At 74.6% G+C, this 2,013-nt stretch carries 2 protein-coding genes and 1 pseudogene; 1 reads left to right on the forward strand and 2 read right to left on the reverse strand.

Annotation, left to right across the window (positions count from 1 at the left end):
* A pseudogene (locus G9H71_RS22390) lies at window positions 1-261 on the forward strand (NADP oxidoreductase); the annotation flags it as partial.
* Between the two features lie 69 nt (window positions 262-330).
* Here the strand turns inward: G9H71_RS22390 and G9H71_RS22395 are convergent.
* Together G9H71_RS22395 and G9H71_RS22400 are read right to left on the reverse strand one after the other, a co-directional pair.
* Window positions 331-765 carry a hypothetical protein gene (locus G9H71_RS22395; protein ID WP_166284964.1) on the reverse strand — a complete coding sequence of 145 codons (435 nt, stop codon included), beginning with the start codon at window positions 763-765 and terminating at the stop codon, window positions 331-333.
* Window positions 766-770: 5 nt separating this feature from the next.
* A partial coding sequence (locus tag G9H71_RS22400; RefSeq protein ID WP_166284965.1) for a FliI/YscN family ATPase occupies window positions 771-2,013 on the reverse strand: 1,243 nt, incomplete at its 5' end.

The raw sequence follows: 2,013 nt of genomic DNA on the forward strand, positions 1-2,013 counted from the left end.
GGGCGGATCGCGCTGCCCGTCGCGGGCGACGACGCCGCCGCGAAGGCGAAGGTCATGGCGCTCGTGGACGAGCTCGGCTTCGACGCGGTGGACGCCGGCGGGCTGGACGACTCGTGGCGCCAGCAGCCGGGCACGCCGGTCTACACGAAGGACCACGACGTCGAGGGCGTGCGCCGTGCGCTGGGCGAGGCGAGCCGCGAGCGCACCGAGGAGTTCACCGCGACCGACGCCAGCCCGGGGACGTTCGAGAACCCGGCCTGACCCCCGCACCGCCCGGACGAGGCCCGCACTCCGACCAGGAGGGCGGGCCTCGCCGTGTCCGGGACGGGGCTACGAGCGGTCGTCGCCCTTGCGCCGCTGCCACGCGGCACCGGTCAGGTCGTCACGCTCGGCCTGCTCGGCCGCCATGGCCTCGGCGACGTACTCCTCGTGGTGCCGGGTCACGACACGCTCCACGCCCTCGGCCCGGCCGGCGGCCGCCGACCAGTCGGCCAGGCGCAGCTGGACGCCGGAGTGGGCCTCCTGCGCGGCCCGGCGCATCATCGCCGCCTCGAACGCGAGCGAGCGGGACGCGACCATGCTGGCCACGAACGCGCGGGGGTCGCCCTCGGCGGGGCGCGAGCGCGAGAGCGAGTTCTCGCGCGCCGCCGCCACGTCGTCGGCCATCGCCGCCTCGATGCGGGCGCGCGCGACCTCGGCCTTGGCGACGTCCTCCTGCAGGCGGCGTACGCGCAGCAGGGTTGCGAGAGGAGACTTGCGCTTCATGAATCTCACATCCCTGCTGCGATGCGCTGCAGCATCTCGAAGGACTCCGCGGCGCTGGTGACGTCGCCGACCTCCTGGCGGAGGAAGGCGTTGATGGCCGGCATCATCGCGACGGCGCGGTCGACGTCGGGGTTGCTGCCGGCGGCGTACGCGCCGATCTCGATGAGGTCCCGGGCGTCGCGGTACGCGGCCATCAGGCGGCGGACCTCGGTCGCCGCGGCCTTCTGGCCGGGCGTGGTGACGGCGGAGGCGACACGGGAGATCGACTCGAGCACGTCGATCGACGGGAAGTGCCCGGCCGTCGCCAGCTTGCGGGTCAGCACGAGGTGGCCGTCGAGGATCGAGCGCGCGGCGTCGGCGATGGGCTCGTTGTGGTCGTCGCCGTCGACGAGGACCGTGTAGAGGCCGGTGATCGAGCCCTCGATGCCAGGCCCGGCGCGCTCGAGCAGGCGCGGGAGCAGGGCGAAGGTGCTCGGCGGGTAGCCCTTGGTGGTCGGCGGCTCGCCGGCGGAGAGGCCGACCTCGCGCTGGGCCATGGCGACACGCGTGAGCGAGTCCATCATCAGGACGACGTCCGCGCCCTGGTCGCGGAACCACTCGGCGATGCGGGTCGCCACGAAGGCCGCGCGCAGCCGGACCATGGGCGGCTCGTCCGAGGTCGCGATGACGACGATCGAGCGGGCCAGGCCCTCGGGGCCGAGGTCGTGCTCGAGGAACTCGCGGACCTCTCGTCCGCGCTCGCCGACCAGCGCCACGACGTTGACCTGGGCCTCGGTGCCGCGGGCGATCATCGACATCAGGGTGGACTTGCCGACGCCGGAGCCGGCGAAGATGCCCATGCGCTGGCCGCGGCCGATGGCGGTCATCGTGTCGATGGCGCGCACGCCCAGTGAGACCGGGCGGTCGACCTTGGAGCGGAGCAGCGAGTTCGGCGGCGTGTTCTCGACGTCGACGTGCTCGAGGCCGGCGACCGACGGGCCGCCGTCCATCGGGCGGCCGAGGCCGTCGAGGACGCGGCCGAGCAGCTCGGCGCCGACGGGGACCTGCAGCGGGGCGCCGGTCGCCCGGACCGGCGAGCCGACGCGTACGCCGGTCAGGGCGCCGAGCGGAGTGCAGGAGAGACCGCCCTCGCGCAGGGCGACGACCTCGGCGTAGAGCGGGTCGCCGCCGCGGGGGGACGCGATCGAGACCACCTCTCCGACCGCCGCGTCGATACCCGCGACCGTGAGGTCGAGCCCGACGACGCCG

This window comes from Motilibacter deserti (assembly GCF_011250635.1).
In the GTDB taxonomy this organism is placed as follows: domain Bacteria; phylum Actinomycetota; class Actinomycetes; order Motilibacterales; family Motilibacteraceae; genus Motilibacter_A; species Motilibacter_A deserti.

Bases quoted from the DNA above. Each gene is read 5' to 3' on its own strand.
- G9H71_RS22395 (WP_166284964.1), bottom strand. From the start codon at position 765: ATGAAGCGCAAGTCTCCTCTCGCAACCCTGCTGCGCGTACGCCGCCTG.